This is a genomic window from Afipia sp. P52-10 (genome assembly GCF_000516555.1).
Classification (GTDB): domain Bacteria; phylum Pseudomonadota; class Alphaproteobacteria; order Rhizobiales; family Xanthobacteraceae; genus P52-10.
Map to the genome: position 1 here is coordinate 190,362 of NZ_AZSJ01000007.1, position 18,924 is coordinate 209,285.

At 63.8% G+C, this 18,924-nt stretch carries 20 protein-coding genes; 16 read left to right on the top strand and 4 right to left on the bottom strand.

The annotated features are described in order from the left end of the window. Positions 1 to 188 precede the first annotated feature (188 nt). From X566_RS18125 to X566_RS18155, 7 genes are all read left to right on the top strand, one after another. Positions 189 to 944, top strand: coding sequence for an ABC transporter ATP-binding protein (locus X566_RS18125; RefSeq protein ID WP_034470179.1), 756 nt, complete (start codon positions 189 to 191; stop codon positions 942 to 944). Then, entirely contained in the window at positions 937 to 1,704 is a 768-nt protein-coding gene (locus tag X566_RS18130) for an ABC transporter ATP-binding protein (RefSeq protein WP_051444324.1), read from the top strand. Before X566_RS18125 ends, X566_RS18130 begins: the two co-directional genes overlap by 8 nt. Before the next feature lie 54 nt (positions 1,705 to 1,758). Then, complete coding sequence (locus X566_RS18135) at positions 1,759 to 2,958, top strand: ABC transporter substrate-binding protein (RefSeq protein WP_409337838.1); 1,200 nt, start codon at positions 1,759 to 1,761, stop codon at positions 2,956 to 2,958. A 90-nt stretch (positions 2,959 to 3,048) separates the two neighbouring features. Next, the gene (locus X566_RS18140) at positions 3,049 to 3,924 is read left to right on the top strand and encodes a branched-chain amino acid ABC transporter permease (protein ID WP_034470186.1); all 876 of its coding nucleotides are present in this window, start codon (positions 3,049 to 3,051) and stop codon (positions 3,922 to 3,924) included. 3 nt (positions 3,925 to 3,927) lie between these two features. Beyond that, the gene (locus tag X566_RS18145) at positions 3,928 to 4,899 is read left to right on the top strand and encodes a branched-chain amino acid ABC transporter permease (RefSeq protein ID WP_034470188.1); all 972 of its coding nucleotides are present in this window, start codon (positions 3,928 to 3,930) and stop codon (positions 4,897 to 4,899) included. A 146-nt stretch (positions 4,900 to 5,045) separates the two neighbouring features. After that, positions 5,046 to 5,690 carry a DUF47 domain-containing protein gene (locus X566_RS18150; RefSeq protein WP_034472312.1) on the top strand — a complete coding sequence of 215 codons (645 nt, stop codon included), beginning with the start codon at positions 5,046 to 5,048 and terminating at the stop codon, positions 5,688 to 5,690. A 102-nt stretch (positions 5,691 to 5,792) separates the two neighbouring features. After that, a complete protein-coding gene (locus X566_RS18155) occupies positions 5,793 to 6,797 on the top strand; it encodes an inorganic phosphate transporter (protein ID WP_034470190.1) in 1,005 nt (334 codons plus the stop codon). 27 nt (positions 6,798 to 6,824) lie between these two features. Here the strand turns inward: X566_RS18155 and sugE are convergent, their stop codons facing one another. Continuing rightward, positions 6,825 to 7,139, bottom strand: coding sequence for a quaternary ammonium compound efflux SMR transporter SugE (gene sugE / locus X566_RS18160; RefSeq protein WP_034472315.1), 315 nt, complete (start codon positions 7,137 to 7,139; stop codon positions 6,825 to 6,827). Positions 7,140 to 7,399: 260 nt separating this feature from the next. On the opposite strand from sugE, the gene X566_RS18165 reads away from it, so the two are divergent. Together X566_RS18165 and X566_RS18170 are read left to right on the top strand one after the other, a co-directional pair. Beyond that, positions 7,400 to 9,034 (top strand): peptide chain release factor 3, encoded by a 1,635-nt coding sequence (locus tag X566_RS18165; protein WP_051444325.1) that lies wholly within the window; start codon positions 7,400 to 7,402, stop codon positions 9,032 to 9,034. Positions 9,035 to 9,099: 65 nt separating this feature from the next. Then, a complete protein-coding gene (locus X566_RS18170) occupies positions 9,100 to 9,657 on the top strand; it encodes a hypothetical protein (protein WP_051444326.1) in 558 nt (185 codons plus the stop codon). 97 nt (positions 9,658 to 9,754) lie between these two features. Here X566_RS18170 and X566_RS18175 read toward each other — a convergent pair whose 3' ends face one another. Together X566_RS18175 and X566_RS18180 are read right to left on the bottom strand one after the other, a co-directional pair. After that, positions 9,755 to 10,210 carry an SRPBCC family protein gene (locus X566_RS18175; RefSeq protein WP_034470193.1) on the bottom strand — a complete coding sequence of 152 codons (456 nt, stop codon included), beginning with the start codon at positions 10,208 to 10,210 and terminating at the stop codon, positions 9,755 to 9,757. 1 nt (position 10,211) lies between these two features. Continuing rightward, on the bottom strand, positions 10,212 to 11,222 hold the full coding sequence (locus X566_RS18180) for a tripartite tricarboxylate transporter substrate binding protein (RefSeq protein ID WP_034470194.1): 1,011 nt from the start codon (positions 11,220 to 11,222) through the stop codon (positions 10,212 to 10,214). Positions 11,223 to 11,712: 490 nt separating this feature from the next. On the opposite strand from X566_RS18180, the gene X566_RS18185 reads away from it, so the two are divergent. Continuing rightward, positions 11,713 to 12,297, top strand: a complete 585-nt coding sequence (locus X566_RS18185; protein WP_034470199.1) for an NnrU family protein — start codon at positions 11,713 to 11,715, stop codon at positions 12,295 to 12,297. Positions 12,298 to 12,300: 3 nt separating this feature from the next. Beyond that, positions 12,301 to 13,143, top strand: a complete 843-nt coding sequence (gene panB, locus X566_RS18190; RefSeq protein WP_034470201.1) for a 3-methyl-2-oxobutanoate hydroxymethyltransferase — start codon at positions 12,301 to 12,303, stop codon at positions 13,141 to 13,143. A 105-nt stretch (positions 13,144 to 13,248) separates the two neighbouring features. Here the strand turns inward: panB and X566_RS18195 are convergent, their stop codons facing one another. Beyond that, positions 13,249 to 13,677, bottom strand: a complete 429-nt coding sequence (locus tag X566_RS18195) for a hypothetical protein (RefSeq protein ID WP_034470203.1) — start codon at positions 13,675 to 13,677, stop codon at positions 13,249 to 13,251. A 378-nt stretch (positions 13,678 to 14,055) separates the two neighbouring features. Between X566_RS18195 and X566_RS18200 the strand changes: the two genes are divergently transcribed. The 5 genes from X566_RS18200 to X566_RS18220 all read left to right on the top strand — a co-directional run bounded on the left by X566_RS18200 (position 14,056) and on the right by X566_RS18220 (position 18,910). Next, complete coding sequence (locus X566_RS18200; RefSeq protein WP_051444327.1) at positions 14,056 to 14,736, top strand: cupin domain-containing protein; 681 nt, start codon at positions 14,056 to 14,058, stop codon at positions 14,734 to 14,736. Between the two features lie 238 nt (positions 14,737 to 14,974). Then, complete coding sequence (locus X566_RS18205; RefSeq protein ID WP_034470217.1) at positions 14,975 to 15,628, top strand: tetratricopeptide repeat protein; 654 nt, start codon at positions 14,975 to 14,977, stop codon at positions 15,626 to 15,628. 2 nt (positions 15,629 to 15,630) lie between these two features. Then, entirely contained in the window at positions 15,631 to 16,089 is a 459-nt protein-coding gene (locus tag X566_RS18210; RefSeq protein ID WP_034470225.1) for a hypothetical protein, read from the top strand. Between the two features lie 179 nt (positions 16,090 to 16,268). Continuing rightward, positions 16,269 to 17,645 carry a ribosome biogenesis GTPase Der gene (der, locus tag X566_RS18215; protein WP_034470242.1) on the top strand — a complete coding sequence of 459 codons (1,377 nt, stop codon included), beginning with the start codon at positions 16,269 to 16,271 and terminating at the stop codon, positions 17,643 to 17,645. Further along, on the top strand, positions 17,642 to 18,910 hold the full coding sequence (locus tag X566_RS18220) for a TCR/Tet family MFS transporter (protein WP_034470259.1): 1,269 nt from the start codon (positions 17,642 to 17,644) through the stop codon (positions 18,908 to 18,910). The genes der and X566_RS18220 overlap by 4 nt, the downstream gene beginning before the upstream one ends. Positions 18,911 to 18,924 lie beyond the last annotated feature (14 nt).

The window sequence follows — 18,924 nt, forward strand, 5'->3', positions numbered from 1 at the left end:
AAAGGGTGAATCTTGCCCAGCAATACGGCTTGCAGTGCGGTTGATATTCAACGCATATTTCGCCAGCCGCGTTCGACCGAGAGCCAAAGCTCCACCCCCGCGCAAGACGGGATGCGGTGAAGGGATGTGCGTTTAAGGAACCTCTTCCGGCTCGACGCTGGGCCGCGAGGTTGCAAGGGGAATGCTGATTGAGCGGCGAGTTTATTCTCGAAACCCGCGGGCTGACGAAGGAATTCGCCGGCTTCGTGGCGGTTCACGATGTCAATCTTCGCGTGCGCAGGGGCCATATCCATGCGCTGATCGGCCCAAACGGCGCAGGCAAGACGACATGCTTCAATCTGCTGTCGAAGTTTCTGCAGCCGTCGCGCGGCGAAATCCTCTATAACGGCGAAGATATCACCACGCTGAAGCCGGCCGATATCGCGCGGCTCGGCCTGGTGCGGTCGTTTCAGATATCAGCGGTGTTTCCGCACCTCACGGCGTTGGAAAACGTTCGCGTCGCCCTTCAGCGGCAGCACGGCAATTCCTTCGATTTCTGGCGCTCGAAAGCGGTGCTCGACCGTTTCAACGCGCGTGCGCACGCGCTGTTGAACGATGTCGGTCTCGATGCCTTCGCCAACGTTGTGGCGGTCGAGATGCCGTATGGCCGCAAGCGCGCGCTTGAGATTGCGACCACCCTCGCGCTCGATCCGGAGATGATGCTGCTGGACGAGCCGATGGCCGGCATGGGCCACGAAGACATCGATAAGATCGCGGCGCTGATCCAGCGCATCGCCAAGAACCACACGATCTTGATGGTCGAGCACAATCTCAGCGTGGTCTCCAGCCTCTCGAACGTCATCACCGTATTGACCCGCGGCCGCGTCCTGGCTGAGGGCAACTACGCTGATCTGGCCAAGGACGAGCGCGTGAAGGAAGCCTATCTCGGAGCAGGTCATGGTTAGTCAGTCGGCTGCCCGCACTCTTGCACCGAACAGTCCGCCGCCGCAGGCCGCGCCGTCGGCGCATGCGGTGCTACGGGTGGAAAACCTCGAAGCCTGGTACGGTGAATCGCACATCCTGCACGGTGTCACCTTCGACGTGAGACCCGGCGAAGTGGTGACGCTGCTTGGTCGCAATGGCGCTGGCAAGACCACGACGCTGAAGGCGATCATGGGCATCCTTGCGAAGCGGCGCGGCTCGGTCGTGTTCGAGGGCAAGGAGATCATCCGCACCGCCTCCGACAAGATCGCCCGCCGCGGCATCGCGTTCTGTCCGGAGGAGCGCGGCATCTTTGCCTCCCTCGACGTGCGCGAGAATTTGATGCTGCCGCCGCAGGTGCGTCCGGGCGGACTGTCTTTGGAACAGATCTTCGAGTTATTTCCGAACATCAAGGAGCGGCTATCGAGCCAGGGCACCAAGCTGTCCGGCGGCGAGCAGCAGATGCTGGCGATCGCGCGTATCCTGCGCACCGGCGCGCGCTTCCTGATGCTCGACGAGCCCACCGAGGGACTCGCGCCGGTGATCATCCAGCAGATCGGCAAGACCATCGCCCGTTTAAAGCAGCAGGGCTTCACCATTCTACTGGTCGAACAGAACTTTCGTTTCGCCTCCACGCTCGCCGACAGGTTCTACGTCATGGAGCATGGAAAAATTATTGATACCTTCGCCAACAGCGAACTCCAGGCCAACATGGAGAAGCTGCACAACTATCTCGGCGTCTGAACCACGATAACAAACAGGAAGCACCAAGGAGCACACATGAGGAAGTCTCTCTCCATGCTTGTGGTCACCAGCGCGCTGGTGTTCGCAGGCAGCGCGTTTGCGCAGACCCTGGACAAGAACGTGAAGATCGGCAGCCTGGGCGACCAGGCGGGTATCTATGCCGATATCGGCGGTGCCGGATCGATCGTTGCTGCGCAGATGGCGATCGATGATTCCGGCCTGAACAAGAAGGGTTGGAATATCACTGTCATCTCCGCCGACCATCAGAACAAGCCCGACGTCGGCGCCAACATTGCCAGGCAATGGATCGACGTCGAAAAGGTCGATGCGTTCGTCGATCTGGCGAGCTCCGGCGTCGGTCTCGCGGTCGCCGCCGTCGCCAAGGAGAAGAACGTCGTCAACATGAACTCCGGCTCGGCTGCCTCTGACCTGACCGGCGCGCAATGTTCGCCGAATACGATCCACTGGGTTTACGACACCTACATGCTCGCCAACGGCACCGGCAAGGCGCTGGTGAAGGCAGGCGGGGACAGCTGGTTCTTCCTGACCGCCGACTACGCATTCGGCCATGCGCTCGAGCGCGACACCGGCGACGTGGTCAAGGCGGCTGGCGGCAAGGTGCTCGGCGCAGTGCGCCACCCGCTGAACACCTCGGATTTCTCCTCGTTCCTGCTGCAGGCACAATCCTCGAAGGCGAAAATCATCGGCTTGGCCAACGCCGGCGGCGACACCACCAACGCCATCAAGCAGGCGGCGGAGTTCGGCATCGTCTCCGGTGGCCAGAAGCTCGCGGCGCTGCTGATGTTCATCACCGACGTCCATGCGCTCGGCCTGAATGTGGCGCAGGGGCTGAACTTCACCGAAACGTTCTACTGGGACATGAACGACGATACCCGCGCCTTCACCAAGCGCTTCAACGAGCGCCACAAGAAGTCGCCGCCGACCATGGTCCATGCCGGTGTCTATTCGTCCGTGCTGCATTATCTGAAGGCGCTGGAGGCGCTTGGCGGCAACCCGCATGACGGCGCCAAGGTGGTTGCTAAGATGAAGGAGATGCCGACCGACGACCCGCTGTTCGGCAAGGGCTCCATCCGCGTCGACGGCCGCAAAATCCATCCCGCTTACCTGTTCGAGGTGAAGAAGCCGTCGGAATCCAAGTACCCGTGGGATTACTACAAGCTGGTTGCGACCATCCCGGCGGATGAGGCGTTCATCCCGCTCGACAAGAGCGTCTGCCCGCTGGTCAAGAAGTGACGCAAGGTGCATCCGGCGGCACCGTTCCGCCGGATGCACGCTTGATCGGTTCTTGCCTGTTTGGTTTTCGCGCGACGGATCGGCTCTGATATGGCGATTAACACCCAGGCCCTGATGGCGCAGCTCTTGGTCGGTCTGATCAACGGCTCGTTCTACGCGCTGCTTAGTCTCGGCCTTGCCGTCATCTTCGGCATGCTCAACATCATCAATTTCGCCCATGGCGCGCTCTATATGCTCGGCGCGTTCTGTGCCTATTTCCTGCTGAACATCTTCGGCATCGGCTACTGGTGGGCGCTGATCCTCGCGCCGCTTGCGGTCGGCCTGGTCGGCATCGTCATCGAGCGCACGATGCTGCAGTGGCTGAGCGGGCTCGACCACCTTTATGGTCTGCTGCTGACGTTTGGCCTGGTGCTGATCATCCAGGGCATCTTCCTCGCCTATTTCGGCTCCTCCGGTCTGCCATACGACATCCCCGATCTGTTGAAGGGCGGTACCAACCTCGGCTTCATGTTCCTGCCGACCTATCGCGCATGGGTCGTCGTGTTCTCGCTCGCCGTATGCCTAGCCACCTGGTTCCTGATCGAGAAGACGCGGCTTGGCGCCTATCTCCGCGCCGCGACAGAAAACCCGACGCTGGTGCGCGCGTTCGGCATCAACGTGCCACTGATGATCACGCTGACCTATGGCCTCGGCGTCGCGCTGGCCGGGCTCGCCGGCGTGCTGTCGGCGCCGATCAACCAGGTGCGGCCGCTGATGGGCGCGGACCTCATCATCGTCGTGTTCGCCGTGGTCGTGATCGGCGGCATGGGCTCGATCATGGGCTCGATCGTGACCGGCTTTATGCTCGGCATTCTCGAAGGGCTCACCAAGTATTTCTATCCGGAGGCTTCCAACACCGTGGTCTTCATCTTCATGGTGCTGGTGTTGCTGATCAAGCCGACGGGACTCACGGGCAGGGCGGCCTGACAGATGACTAGCATTACCGAAAACGCCGATCCGCGCGCCGTCGCCCGCTCCGGCACCGATCAGATGATCGCGCTTGCGGGCATGACGCTGCTGTTTGCTGTGCTGCCATGGACTGGCATCTATCCTTACTTCGTGATGCAGGCGCTATGCTTTGCGCTGTTTGCCTGCGCCTTCAACCTCCTGATCGGCTATGGCGGACTGCTGTCGTTCGGCCATGCGATGTTTCTCGGCACCGCGGGATACATCAGCGGTCACGCTGCGAAGGTGTGGGGCGTTCCGCCGGAGATTGCTATTCTGCTCGGTACTGCAGCTTCAACTGTGCTCGCGGTGGTCACAGGCTTCATCGCCATCCGCCGCCAGGGCATCTACTTCGCGATGATCACGCTGGCGCTGTCGCAGCTCATGTACTTCATCTATGTGCAGGCGGCGTTTACCCATGGCGAGGACGGCATCCAGAGCATTCCGCAAGGGAAGTTCCTCGGTTTTCTCGACCTGTCGCAGGCGATGGTGCTCTACTATGTGGTGCTGGCGATTTTCCTGTTCGGATTCCTCGTCATCTATCGCGCGATCAATTCTCCGTTCGGCGAGGTGCTGAAGTCGATCCGCGAGAATGAGCAGCGGGCGGTCTCGCTCGGCTATCGAGCGGACCAATACAAGCTGCTGGCCTTTATCCTGTCCGGCGCGCTATCGGGGCTGGCGGGCGCGACCAAGGCGATCGTCGCCCAGAACGCCTCGCTGACCGACGTGCACTGGACGATGTCAGGCGAGGTGGTGCTGATGGTGTTGCTGGGCGGGCTCGGTACCGTGTTCGGCCCGGTGGTGGGTGCCTTCATCATCATCGCGATGCAGCAGTACCTTGCGCCCTTCGGTCAGTGGGTGCTGGTGATCCAGGGCGTGATTTTCGTCGTCTGCGTGCTGGCCTTCCGCCGCGGCATCGTCGGCGAGATCGCCCATTATACCCGTCGCTCACTCTGAGCGGCGCGTGCCGGCAACGCTATTTCCGCTCTGCACAAAGCGGTGGATGACGGACGCTGCCATGTCGCAAACGGACTTGTTTTCCCCGGCCAGCTGTATGACAGATTTGTGACGGGCGCGGCCGTGCGCATCGGGGAAAAGTTATGATTTTGCGCTGGTTTAGAGCCATTTTGCCGCGTGAAGAGCGGTTTTTCGAGCTGTTCAACCAGCATGCGCAGACGCTGGTCGCGGGCGCGGCGGCGTTGCAGGGCATGCTGCGCGGCGGGGATGAAATTCAGAAGTACTGCCAACTGGTAACCCAGCACGAGAGCGAGGCCGACGCCATCACCCGCCAGGTGCTGACGGCGGTCCGGCGCACCTTCATCACCCCGTTCGACCGCGTCGATATCAAGAACCTGATCACCTCGATGGACGACGCCATTGACCAGATGGAACAGACCGCCAAGGCGGTGATGCTGTTCGAGGTCACCGAGTTCGAGCAGCCGATGCGCGAGATGGGGGCGATCATCGCCGATTGTGCCAACCTCGTGGTGCGCGCGCTGCCGCTGCTGGAATCGATCGGTCAGAACGTCTCGACCATCACCGCGATCACTGAGGAACTGACCAAGCTCGAAGGCCGCGTCGACGACCTGCACGACATCGGTCTGAAGGAGCTGTTCCTGAAGCATCGTCACGCCAATGCGATGGATTTCATCGTCGGCGTCGAGATCTACGACCATCTGGAGAAAGTGGCCGATCGGTTCGACGACGTTGCCAATGAGATCAACAGCATCATGATCGAGCAGGTCTGAGGCATGAGTCCCGTACACGTCGCGCCGGTCCGGGCGCAGGCCATGCTTGCGCCGTGCGCGGTTCGCGTACGCCAGGCGAGACGGTGATCGAGGACCGGCGCTGTGGACGCTCACCTTGCTTTTCCGATTCTCGTCACCCTGATCGCGGTGGCGCTGATCTTCGACTTCCTCAACGGCCTGCATGACGCGGCCAACTCGATCGCGACGATCGTTTCGACCCGCGTGCTGCGGCCGCAATATGCGGTCGCTTGGGCGGCGTTCTTCAACTTCATCGCCTTCCTGTTTTTCGGCCTGCACGTCGCCGAGACGCTCGGCACCGGGATCATCGATCCGGGAATAGTCGATCCGCAGGTAATCTTTGCCGCGCTGATGGGGGCCATCGTCTGGAACTTGCTGACCTGGTGGCTCGGCATCCCGTCGTCGAGTTCCCACGCGCTGATCGGCGGTCTGGTCGGTGGCGGTTTCGCCAAGGCCGGACTGTCGGCGATGGTCTGGACCGGGTTGACCAAGACGCTGGCGGCGATCGTGCTGTCACCGTTGGTCGGTTTCTTCCTGGCACTGATTCTGGTGGCGATCGTCTCGTGGCTGTCGGTGCGCTCGACTCCGTTCGTGGTCGATCGTGCCTTCCGCGTGCTGCAGTTCGGTTCGGCCTCGCTGTACTCGCTCGGCCATGGCGGCAACGACGCGCAGAAGACGATGGGCATCATCGCGGTGCTGCTGTTCTCGCAGGGGCACCTCGGCGATACGTTCTATGTGCCGTTCTGGGTGGTGATCACCTGTCAGGCGATGATGGGCCTTGGCACGCTGATGGGTGGCTGGCGCATCGTCAAGACGATGGGTTCGCGCATCACGCGGCTGACGCCGATGCAGGGCTTCTGCGCCGAGACCGGTGGCGCGGCGACGTTGTTCGCCGCCACCGCACTCGGCGTCCCGGTCTCGACCACGCACACCATCACCGGCGCGATCGTCGGCGTCGGCGCGGCGCGCCGCGTGTCCGCCGTGCGCTGGAACATCGCCAGCTCGATCGTCACCGCCTGGGTGATCACGATCCCTGCGTCGGCGGCGATCGCCGCCGTCGCGTACTGGATCGTTTCCGCGTTGAAGTGATGATGTGCGGATGAGACCGCCGCCGGCTTAGGCGACCGCCTTCAATCCGGCGATGCCGATGACGATCAAGGCGATGCAGCCCAGCCGCAGCGCGCTCGCGGTCTCGCCGAATAGGAAGATACCAAGAATGGCGACGCCGACTGTGCCGATTCCGGTCCATACCGCGTAGGCGGTGCCGACCGGCAGCCACTTCAACGCCAAGCCGAGCAAGGCAACGCTTGCTGTCATGCTGCCGACCGTGAGCACGGTGGGAACCAGCTTGGTGAAACCATCGGTGTATTTCAGGCCGATCGCCCAGCCGATCTCCAACAGACCGGCAACGACCAAAATCGCCCACGCCATGACAACCTCCTGCCGCGGCGTCATCCCGATGATGACGCTCGCTGATAGCAGGGTCGTCCCTGCATGACGCGAATCCGGGCGAGGCCGTCCCCGCGACGTGAAATATGGCGATCGTTGGAAAGGATGCAAGTGCATCGAAGGGGCACCCGCGCAAACGTGAGCAAATGTGAAGGTCTGGCGCCGCAAATTCGACCCTGTTCCGGCGAATGCGCAGGGCGGCTCTTGATCCTGGCGCGTTTTGCTGTCACACGGCAGCCGTCATGCGCGACACAACCGCTCCTGAGATTCTGAAGGACCACGCCGCCCCGTCCGCGAACGCGCTGGCGGGCGAGGTCGCGCGTCGCCGCACCTTCGCGATCATCTCGCACCCGGACGCGGGCAAGACCACGCTGACGGAAAAGCTGCTGCTGTTCGGCGGCGCCATCAATCTCGCGGGGCAGGTGAAGGCCAAGGGCGAGCGGCGCAACACCCGTTCCGACTGGATGAAGATCGAGCGCGAGCGCGGCATCTCGGTCGTGACCTCGGTGATGACGTTCGAGTTCGACGGGCTGGTCTTCAACCTGCTCGACACGCCGGGTCACGAGGACTTCTCGGAAGACACCTACCGCACGCTGACCGCGGTCGATAGCGCGGTGATGGTGATCGACGCGGCCAAGGGCATCGAGGCGCGCACGCGCAAGCTGTTCGAGGTCTGCCGCCTGCGCGACATCCCGATCATCACCTTCATCAACAAGATGGACCGCGAGACCCGCGATCCGTTCGAGCTGCTCGACGAGATCGAGAAGACGCTGGCCCTCGACACCGCGCCCGTGACATGGCCGATCGGCCGCGGTCGCGATTTCGCCGGCACTTACGACATCGCCACCGGCGGCGTACGGCTGCTTGACTCCGACACCAAGACCGGTGCTGCGCAGCAGATCGCCATCGAAGACCTGGCCGCGAAAAATCCGAATCTCGACGCGCAGGCGATCAAGGATGAACTCGAACTGGTCTCGGAAGCCTGCAAGCCGTTCGACCTCGCGGCCTTTCGCGAGGGGCATCTGACGCCGGTGTTCTTCGGCTCGGCGCTTCGCAATTTCGGCGTCGGCGATCTGCTCGAAGGTCTCGGTCGTCACGCGCCGCCACCGCGCGCCCAGGATTCCAACGTCCGCCGGATCGAGGCGGCCGAACCGAAGATGACGGCATTCGTGTTCAAGATCCAGGCGAACATGGACCCGAACCACCGCGACCGTATCGCCTTCGCGCGGCTGTGCTCAGGCAAGCTTGCGCGCGGCATGAAGGCGAAGCTGGTGCGCACTGGCAAGCCGATGCCACTGTCGGCGCCGCAGTTCTTCTTCGCCCAGGATCGCTCGGTCGCCGACGAAGCGTTCGCCGGCGACGTGGTCGGCATCCCGAACCATGGTACGCTGCGCATCGGCGACACGCTGACTGAGGGCGAGGACATCGTGTTCGTCGGCGTTCCGAGTTTTGCGCCAGAAATCCTGCGCCGCGTGCGGCTGACCGACGCGATGAAGGCGAAGAAGCTGAAGGAAGCGCTGCAGCAGATGTCGGAAGAGGGCGTCGTGCAGGTGTTCCGCCCGCGCGATGGCGCGCCTGCGCTGGTTGGTGTCGTCGGCCAGCTCCAGCTCGACGTGCTGAAGGCGCGGCTCGATGCCGAATACGGCCTGCCGGTCGATTTCGAACAGAGCGAGTTCCAGCTCGCGCGCTGGATCTCGGCCGAAGACGGCAAAAAACTCGATGCCTTCATTGCCGCCAATGGCTCCGGCGTCGCCGATGATGTTGATGGCGATCCGGTTTTCCTGGCGCGGAACCAGTTCTATCTCGACTACACGCGTGAGCGCGCCGAGGGCATCGATTTCGCAAATGTTAAGGACGTGAAGCGGAAGGTCCGTTAGCGCGCCTTTTCTCGTGGCGTGAGGCCGCGTAAACTTTGGCATCATTGCGTCGTCTGGAGGCGCCGATGCCGATCACTCCTGGTTTCATCCTTCCTGGTTTCGTTGCCTATGGTCTTGCCGCGGCGGGTATCATGGTGCTTGCCCTCGAAGCGCATGCTCAACGCGCTTGCGACACGCATGACAAAGCCGCGTGCGTGCCGGATATCGAATATGGTTTGGGCGAGGACTTGCGGCTGACGCTCGGAACGTCGGCTGCTGCCGATGCCAAAGCGCCCGACGGCCATCTCGACACGCTGCGCGACTTGTTCGCCGCATTGCGCGCCTGCTGGAAACCGCCGGCGGCCGAGAGTGCCCATCGCGGCATGCAAATGTCGATGCGGTTTGCCTTGAACCGCGACGGCAAGCTGATGGGCACGCCGCAGGTAACGTACGCGACGCGCGATGTGTCGAAAGACACGCGCGAGACCTATCGTCAGGCTCTGGCGCAATCGTTGCAAAACTGCACGCCGCTGTCGCTGAGCAAGGGCCTCGGCGGAGCGATCGCCGGACGGCCGATCAGCATCCGCGTCATCGACGATCGCGACAAAGACCGCCAGACCAGCAAGAGCGGCAAGGATACGTAAGGCGCGCAGTCTTAACGCGGCTGTTCGCGCCGGACGCCGTTGCTCGCGCCCCGGAATGACGGCAGTGGGTGCGCCCGGACTCGTATGCGTGGCCTCGCTACGTCGTCTTTTCCACCTTCGCCTTGATGTTGCCCAAGCCGAGTTTTGCCTCGGCGTCGAAGTTGGCAAGCTGCTCGGCGGAAACGGCCTTTGGTCGCTGCGGGTTACGCACCGTGCGGATGAAGCGGGTGCCGCCGTTCACCGCTTCAAGATCGTACTGCACGACGATCAGCCCGAGGAACGGCGTGAAGGTGAGGCCGATCCACAGCCGCGGCCGCTCGCAGGCGATCACCACCCAGTCGAGATTGACCGGGCCGGAGCGGGTGCTCCAGTGCTCATGGAAGATGTCGCCAAACCGCATCGGCCGGTTGTCGCATCTGATCTCATGCGACGACGGCAGCCATTCCGGCCACGACTTCGGGTTGGTGACGTAATCGAAGATCGCTTCCGCAGGCGCGGCAATAACGATGTCGTTCCTGTGCTCGAACGGGAAGGTGGCAGGCGCGGCGTTCATGTCAGTTCACCTTGATGTCAGCGGCTTTGATGACCTCGCCCCAGAGCTTCTTCTCGGCGGCGATGCGGGCGCGGAGTTCTTCCGGCGTGGAGGGGGCAGGATCGATCAGCTGCGTGCGCAGCTTCTCCTTGACCGACGGATTGTCGAGCGCTTTGCGCACCTCGGCGTTGATCTGCGCGACTAGTTCCGGTGGCGTGCCACCCGGCGCGATCAGCGCGTTCCATGCGTCCGACTCGACGTCGATCCCACTTTCCTTCAGCGTCGGCACGTCCGGCAGGTAGGGCGAGCGCTTGGCAGTGGAGACCGCCAGCACCTTGATGTTGCCTTCGCCGATGAATGGCGCAACCGCGACCGCGGGCAGGCAGCCGACCTGCACGTCGCCGCGGATCAGTGCCGTCATCGCCTGCGGCGAGCCGCCGAACGGCACATGTACCATCTTCGCGCCGGCCTTCAGACCGATCGCTTCCATGGTCAGGTGCGACAACGAGCCGGCGCCGATCGACCCGTAGGCGATCTTCGATGGGTCTTTCTTCAGGAGAGCGACGAACTCGGCCACGGTGCTGACGCCGAGTGAGGCGGGCACCACCAGCGCGCTCGGCAGCGTGGTGAGCATGGTCACCGGCGAGAGGTCCTTCTCCGGATCGTAGGGCAGCTTGGAGAACAGGTTGACGTTGATGGCGAGCGGCCCGCCGAGCGAGATGCCGATGGTGGTGCCGTCCGGCGCGGCCTTGGCCACTGCGTCCGTGCCAGTGTTCCCACCGGCACCCGCCTTGTTATCGACGATCACCGGCACGCCGGGATGGCGGTTCTGGATATCCTCGGCGATCAGCCGGCCAATGATGTCGGGCGAGGAGCCAGCCGCGAACGGCACGATCAGCTTCACTGGCTTGGTCGGCCAGGTGCTGGTTGGCGAAGGGCTGGTTGGCAAGATCTTCTCCGCCTGCTGCGCCGGCGCGGCGGTGGTGATGGCAGCCAGCGCGGCGGCGGCAGTCAGGGCGATTGTCAGTCTCATCTCGCGTCAGCGTCCTCTCTGTGGCATCTCGGCGATGCCGCGCATGCTTTTAGCCGTCACGCCGTTCCAATGAGGCGCATTGCAGTGCAGCGCACCGCGTTTCGGCATTGCGTGCGTGCTTTTGCGGCATTGCACGCGCAGGGCCAAAAATGATAACCGGTTTCGCCCCTTGCGGGGCGGCCGGCGCGAACCATATCAGCGCCGGCTGGTGTCGTGGATCAGAAATTCGCACCATCGTTTCCGGGCGTCCATTGTGCGAATTTCTGATCCACGACACCAGAATCGTAGATTTGCTGGTGTCCTTATCGAATCCGAAGTTCGCTCTGAGCGTGCTGCAAAGTAAAGCGAACTTCGAATTCGGGACACGAGCGGGTGAAAAGATTTGCTGGTCCGGCCGGGCATGCCGCGATGCGGATGCGACCCGGCAATATCGGCGGCGATTGGGCGGGCGACAAGGCTGCGATAGGCGCTATCGCGTGCGGAGGACATCGTGGGGCTGATCGTGATGATCGCCGGGCTCGCCATTTTTCTTGGCGTGCATGCCGTGACCACGCAGCGCGACTTGCGCGCGGCGCTGATCGGTCGTCTCAGTGAGAGCGGCTACAAGGCCGGCTACAGCGTACTGTCGGCGCTCGGCCTCGTCCTCATCATCTATGGTTTTGCCAAGTACCGCGCCGCCGGCATGATCCCGGTCTGGGAGCCGCCGACCGGCATGCGCCATCTGGCGCTGGCCTTGATGCTGCCGGCGACTGTCTTCCTGGCCGCGGCCTACCTGCGCGGTCATATCTGGCGCTTTCTGAAACATCCGATGCTCGCGGCGGTGAAGCTGTGGGCGTTCGCGCATCTGCTCGCCAACGGCGATCTTGGGTCGATCATCCTGTTCGGCTCGATCCTGGCCTGGGCGGTGTTCGACCGCATCACGTTGAAGTCGCGCGCGGATGACGGCGGCCCGCCGATCCCGTTCGGCGGTGCCCGCAACGACGTGCTGGCCGTGGTGGTCGGTCTCGTCGTCTATGCTGCCCTTGTGTTTGCGTTCCACCCCGCCGTAATCGGCGTTCCTGTCGTCGGAGTCTGAGCCATGTCCGTGCAAACCGCAGTTAAGCGTGTCACCGCACCCGATATCCGCGCCCGCAAGAATGGCGAACCGATCGTGATGCTGACGTCGTATCACGCTCATACCGCCAGCCTGGTCGATCGCTATTGCGACGTCATCCTGGTCGGTGACTCGCTCGGCAACGTCATGCACGGCTTCGAGACCACCGTGCCGGTGACGCTCGACATGATGATCCTGCAGGGGCACGCGGTGATGCGCGGCTCCAAGCATGCTCTCGTGGTGGTCGATATGCCGTTCGGCTCTTACGAAGCATCGAAGGAGCAGGCGTTCCACTCCGCCGCGCGAATCCTGAAGGAGACCCATTGCGGCGCGGTCAAGCTCGAGGGCGGCAAGCGCATGGCCGAGACCATCGCCTTCCTGACCCAGCGCGGCATCCCGGTGATGGGCCATATCGGCCTGACGCCGCAGTCGATCAACACGCTCGGCAGCTTCCGAGCGCAGGGCCGCAGCGAAGCGGCCTGGGCGCCGATCGAGGAAGACGCTAAGGCGGTGGCGGAAGCCGGCGCGTTCGCCATGGTGGTGGAGGCGGTGGCCGAGCCGCTCGCCAAGAAGATCACCGCCAGCATCGACGTGCCCACCATCGGCATCGGCGCAAGTTCGGCCTGCGACGGGCAGGTGCTGGTGCTGGAGGACATGCTGGGCCTGTCGCCGTGGACGCCAAAATTCGTCAAGCGCTACGGCGATCTCGGTCCGGCAATCCAGGAGGCGATCGAATCCTACGCCAAGGACGTGCGTAGCCGCGCCTTCCCGGGACCGGAGCACGTCTATGGCATGATCAAGCCGAAGGTCGTCGCCTCGAACGACTGAATGAACGCGTTTTACGCGCGAGAACGACAACGGGTCCGATCCGGAAGTCTGGATCAGACCCGTTTGACTTGAGGTCTTCTACGGGCCGCCGTTTGCTAACTCCGACTATGTCGGCGTGATCGTGACGTAAGGAATGGCGTAGAGGACGACGGCAAGCTGGGCCGCATTGCATGCCATGCCGCCCCAATGCAGGTACCGCAGCCGGCGCACCGCATGGCCGTCGCCGGCATCCCTGGCACTGATCTGGGTGTCCATCTGCTGCAGAAACCAGCGGCGTGCCCACACCGCGAAGGCGGTGATGCAGCCGAAGGCGACGGCGATCGCCGGGCGACCATCCACCGTGAAGGCGATCGTGCCGATGATGCCGGAAATGCCGACGATCAGGAAATAGGCGTTGAACAGACCACGCAGCAGCCGCGTGACCGTCGGGACGTCGAGCCTCACCAGCAGAAAGGTGAGCGACGACATCGCGAAGTAAAACATCGGCACGAGCAGGATGATGGTGGCTGCTAGGGCGAAGCCATCGCGCGTCATGCGATCGTCCTTGCTTGTTGTTCCGGACTGCTCTTTCCGGATTGTTTTATCCGGGCCAAGGCCTTTCGGCTGCGGCCGGCCGCAGTATCCGCCCGCAGCTCGTTTCCGCACCATTGAGCTTTAGTCGGATGCGATGGAGCGCCACGCTGCAGCTAAGGTCTAGTTGCGGCGCCGGACTCGTTCAGCGCACCTTGCACCTCAAACGGCATGCACGTCGGTACGGCCGCGGCGGTTTCAACGACAAGACACGATAGGGACGGGCAACGAAGCCAACTGAGGGAAGGATATCGGATGCGCGCGCTCGCTTGGCAGGGGTTCGCTTGGCACAGGCTCCTTTGGCGCCGATGGTCACGAGGCACACGCGACGCATCGAACGGCATGGACCTGCCAGTGCAACGATCCGGTGGTGGCAACCGGCGCCATCTCCTCCAGGCGTTGAGCGCGTTTGTCGGCGGCACTGCGCTGGCTGCGATGCCGGACACTACCCGCGCAAAAGACTCCAGCAATCTGCCGCCGCCGAAACGGGCACTGACCGGCCGCAACGACGCCGGCAAGTCGGTGTTCAAGTCGTTCGACGTGACGTCCAAGGTGGTCGAGATCGACGCCAATCCGGGGCTGACTTTCTACGAGCTCTACAGGACCGAAGGGGTGCCGCAGCTGACCGGTCTTGAGCCCGACCCGATGCTCAAGGGCACCATCGCCTTCCCCGGACCCGGCGGAACGATGTTTCGATTGATCTCCTATCCGCCGAAACGCCCCGAAGGCTACAAGCCGCCGCCCGGTGTCACCTTCGAAAGCGGCCTGCAGGAGATGTCGGACAAGGTCCCGCGCATGGGCGACTACTTCGATCGCAGCGCGCCGGGCATGCACACGTCGGACACCATCGATTATGGGGTGGTGGTGCGCGGCGAGATGACGCTGGAATTGGACGACGGACAGATGGTGCATCTGAAGCAGGGCGATTGCATCGTGCAGAACGGCACCAGGCATCGCTGGCGCAATCCGCTGCCGGAGCCCTGCCTGATGGCCTTCGTCTCGGTCGGCGGCAAGCGCGGCTGAGGGCGGGCACGGGCGACCGAGCGGCTTCGTGTGTCGCCTGAACGAGTTCGTGCACGGTCTGATGCCAGCCCGGTCCGGCATCAGGCGAACCTGTTAACACTTTGAAACCACACGCTTTGCCTTGCCCTTGCCATACCGGTAGGGTAACCGCGTTCCGGTTGGGCAGGGAATCTGCACGCTGGCTGTTGGATCAAGATCCGCCGGACTTCTCGCCCGGCGTTGCATGGATTTATCTTAAGTGTCTGAGATATTTGACGAAGTCCAGGAAGAGGTGCGCCGCGAACAGCTTCGCAAGCTGTGGGAGCGTTACGGCACGCTGATCATCACCGTGGCGTTTCTGATCGTCGCTGGCGTCGGCGGCTGGCGCGGCTACCTCTATTGGGAGGGCAAGAAGGCCGCCGATGCGGGATCGCAGTTCGAGGCTGCCGCCCAACTCGTCGAGCAGAAGAAGGGAGCGGAGGCGGAAGCCGCGTTCCTGAAGCTCGCGGCCGAGGCGCCGCAAGGCTACCGTACCTTAGCGAAACTGCGTGCGGCCGCCGAACTCGGCACCCGCGACGTCGCCGGCGCGGTGAAGCTCTATGACGAGGTTGCCGCCGACCGCAATGCCGGTCAGATGGAGCAGGATCTTGCGGCGCTGCGCGCGGGAAGCCTGCTGGTCGATACCGCACCTTATGCGGAGATCAAGCAGCGGCTGGAGCCGTTGACCGGTGCTGACCGCGCCTATCGCCACAGCGCGCGCGAACTGCTCGCAGTGTCGGCCTGGCGCAACAAGGACATGACCGCGGCCCGGCAATGGGTCGATCAGATCACCACGGACGCGCAGTCGCCGCAGACGCTGCGTTCGCGCATGGAGGCGCTGCAGGCGCTGTTGCCGCCGGTGGCGAAGGGCTGAGCATGACGACCAAGTCCCGACTGATCGCAACGGCTGTGACGCTGGCTTTCGTCGGCGTGCTAGGCGGCTGCAGCAGCACGCCATCGTGGGACCCGACCGATCTGATGGACTTCCTCGACACCAAGAAGCCGGTGCCGGGCGTGCGCAAGCCGGTGTTTCCGGAGGGCGTACCGGGCCTCGCGCAAGGCGTGCCGCGGGAACTGATCAAGGGCAGCCCCGAGGCGAACGCGGCGGAGGCGTCATTCGCCGGCAATGCGCCGCCGCCGACCGAGGCGCAGCCGGCGCCAGCGCCCGCCGCCGAGCAGCATCCGCCTCCGGCCAAGCGCACCCGCACCGCCAAGCGCAGCAGCAGGCCCGCCGCGCAGCACCGCGAAGCGCCGGTCGAGATCGCTCCCGACGACGTCAATGTCGGCGAACAACCGCAGAGCCCGTCGTCGTTCCCGGCGCCGCTGCCACGCTGAACTGTATCGTTGCGTCTCGACCTTCATGCTGAGGAGGTCCGCAGGACCGCCTCGAAGCATGTGGCCACGCTAAAGATTTCAGGTCATAGACAAGTCATAGAGCAGCCGGCCGCCATCGTTCGAGACGGCCGCGTTGCGGCCTCCTCACGATGAGGCGGAGTCATTGGGTAGTGCGGCAGATGGCCTTCACGATTGCATTGATCGGGCGTCCGAACGTCGGCAAGTCGACGCTGTTCAACCGTCTGGTCGGACAGAAGCTGGCGCTGGTCGATGACCAACCCGGCGTGACGCGCGATCGCCGCGAAGGCGACGCCAGACTCGGCGACCTGCGCTTCACCATCATCGACACCGCAGGGCTCGACGAGGGAGCCAAGGGATCGCTGACCCAGCGCATGCGCGCGCAGACCGCCAAGGCAATCGCCGATGCCGACGCGCTGATGTTCATCGTCGATGCCCGTGCCGGCGTGACGCCACAGGACAAGATGTTCGCCGACCTCGCGCGCAAGGCCGACAAGCCGGTGGTGCTGATCGCCAACAAGAGCGAGGGCAAGCACGGCGAGGCGGGCACGGCGGAAGCGTTCGCGCTCGGGCTCGGCGACCCGGTGCCGATCTCCGCCGAACATGGCGAAGGCCTGAGCGATCTGTATGACGCACTCGCGGCGCTGATGCCGGAGCCGGTCGATGAGGGCGACGAGGCGGATGGGGCGCCGGAAGCGGGCGACGAGGCTACGCGACCGATCCGCGTCGCCATCGTCGGCCGCCCCAATGCCGGCAAGTCCACGCTGATCAACCAGTTGCTCGGCGAAGAACGCCTGCTGACGAGCCCGGAGGCCGGGACCACCCGCGACTCGATCGCCGTCGATGTGCAGCGCCAGGGCCGCGACTTCCGCGTGTTCGACACTGCCGGTTTGCGCCGCCGCTCGCGCATCGAGGAGAAGCTGGAGAAGCTGTCGGTCGCCGACACCTTGCGCGCCATTCGCTTCGCCGAAGTGGTGGTACTGCTGATGGATTCGCAGAACCGGTTCGAGGAGCAGGATCTGCGCATCGCCGATCTGGTCGAGCGCGAAGGGCGGGCGTTGGTGATCGCTGTCAACAAGTGGGATCTGGTGGAGCGCAAGGGCGGCGAGATCGCAACGCTGCGCGAAGATGCCGAGCGGTTCCTGCCGCAGGTGCGCGGTGTGCCGCTGGTCGCCGTGTCCGGCATCAGCGGTGAGGGGCTCGACCGGCTGATGAAGGCGGTGCAGGAGGCCTATGCGGTCTGGAACAAGCGCGCACCGACCAGTGCGCTGAACCGCTGGTTCGAGCATGCGATCAACGCAAACCCGCCGCCTGCGGTGTCTGGCCGCCGCCTGAAGCTGAACTACATCACTCAGCCGAAGGCGCGGCCGCCGAGTTTCGTGCTGTTCTGCTCGCGCGCGGACGCGGTGCCGGACAGCTACAAGCGCTACCTCGTCAACAGCCTGCGCGAGGCGTTCGACATGCCGGGCACGCCGGTTCGCATCATCCTGCGCGAGAAGGCCAACCCGTTCGAGCACAAGCGCAAGAAGATGCGATGAGCGGTGTGGTCCAAAGCGAGGCGGAGGAAGCGGCGCCGGACGGGCAAGCGCAGACTTCTCGGCACGGCCGCGCGGCATTCGCCTTCATCTTCGTCACCGTGCTGCTCGATATGCTGGCGCTCGGCGTCATCATGCCGGTGCTGCCGAAGCTGGTCGAAAGTTTCGTCGGTCACGATACGGCGACGGCTGCGCGCTATCTCGGTCTTTTCGGTACGGCCTGGGCGCTGATGCAGTTCTTCTTCGCGCCGGTGCTCGGCGCAATGTCGGATCGCTTCGGTCGCCGGCCGGTGGTGCTGATGTCGAACTTCGGCCTCGCGCTCGACTATGTGCTGATGGCCTGGGCGCCGACGCTGGTGTGGCTGTTCGTTGGCCGGGTGATCTCCGGCATCACCTCGGCAAGCGTGTCGACCGCCTTCGCCTACATTGCCGACGTCACCGCTCCTGAAAAGCGCCCGCAAGCATTCGGCTTGATCGGCGCAGCGTTCGGGGCGGGCTTCATTCTTGGCCCCGCGATCGGCGGATTGCTTGGCGGCATGGACCCGCGCCTGCCGTTCTGGGTTGCGGCGGGGTTGAGCTTTGCCAACGCGCTATACGGCCTGTTCGTGTTGCCGGAGTCGCTGCCGCCGGAGCGCCGCGCGCCGTTTCGTTGGCGCAGCGCAAATCCGGTCGGCGCGTTACGCCTGCTGGCGTCGCAACGCGCGCTGGTCGGCCTGTCGGCGGTGAACTTCATCGGCCAGCTTGCGCATGTCGTGCTGCCAAGCACCTACGTCATCTATGCGAGCTATCGCTATGGCTGGGACGAGAAGACTGTCGGCTTGACATTGGCGCTGGTCGGCGTGTGTTCGATGATCGTGCAGGGCGGAGCGATCGCGCCGGCGATCAAGCGCTTCGGTGAACGCACCACACTGCTGATTGGACTAACGTTCGGCATGCTCGGCTTCCTGGTCACCGCCGTTGCTCCCACCGGCCGTCTCTCCTGGCTCGGCATTCCGCTGCTGGCGTTATGGGGACTTGCTAGTCCTGCGACGCAGGGGCTGATGACGCGGCTCGTCGATCCGACGAAGCAGGGACAGTTGCAGGGCGCGAACAGCAGTGTGCAGAGCGTCGCGCAATTGCTGGGGCCGGGCCTGTTCACGTTGACTTTCGCCACCTTCATCGCTCACGGGCACGATCTGCCCGGGGCGCCGTTCTATCTTGCGGCGCTCTTGATGCTCGTAACACTCGCGATCGCGATGCAGGTAATGACATGGCTGCCGCGCAGCTAGCACAGCATCAGCGG